The 768-nt window shown below is 41.4% G+C and carries 1 protein-coding gene; it reads right to left on the bottom strand.

Annotation, left to right across the window (positions count from 1 at the left end):
* Positions 1-768 (bottom strand): sensor histidine kinase (locus tag CEV08_RS09300; RefSeq protein WP_143434477.1); only part of this gene is annotated, 768 nt, incomplete at both ends.

Below are 768 nucleotides of genomic sequence, written 5' to 3' on the forward strand. Positions count from 1 at the left end.
GCCTCCTAAAGCAGAAGTTTCAAACAGAGGTTTTTCACCAAATTGCATACAAAGCTGTTCTACAACCACATGACCAAGTCCTGCTTTTTGTTCTGGGGTTTGGCTTTTCATGCCCACCCCATCATCTTCGACAATAAGCATCAATTGTCCATTCGGCTCAGGGCCAAAGGAGATATAAATATGCCCTTCTCGTTGATCAGGAAAGGCATGTTTTAAAGAATTGGTCAACAATTCACCAAGGATAATTCCAAGGGTTGTGGCATCTCTTGAAGACAGTCGACAATCTTTAAAGTTCGTGTGAATGGTAATATTTTCACGCAATTCAAAAGGAACTGCCAATTCGACATCATGCACAACAGAACTGAGAAACTCTGCCAGTAGCGTCGTTTCCATATCATCACTCAAGCGTAAACGACGATGTGCTGCGGAAATTGTCTGAATACGATCCCGTGCAGCCCCAAGCACAGAACGAACTTCTTCATTTTTACTACGACTTAATTGAAGCCCCAGTAAAGAAGACACCGTCCCTAGAGAATTGCCAATGCGATGGCTTGCATCCTGCAATAATATTTCAACCCGTTGGCGTTCTTTTTCAGCGTGATTGCGTGCTCTTTCTAATTCTTGTGTTCGTTCTTTTACACGAGCTTCTAGAGCAATATTTTCGCTATGAAGCAGCAATTGATACAATTTTAAAGAGCGCACATCACGATGAAAACGATTAATAACAAAATAGGCAGAAATAAAAGTACTCACAACAGAAACAATAGC

The organism is Bartonella tribocorum (assembly GCF_002778015.1).
Classification (GTDB): Bacteria; Pseudomonadota; Alphaproteobacteria; order Rhizobiales; family Rhizobiaceae; genus Bartonella; species Bartonella tribocorum_B.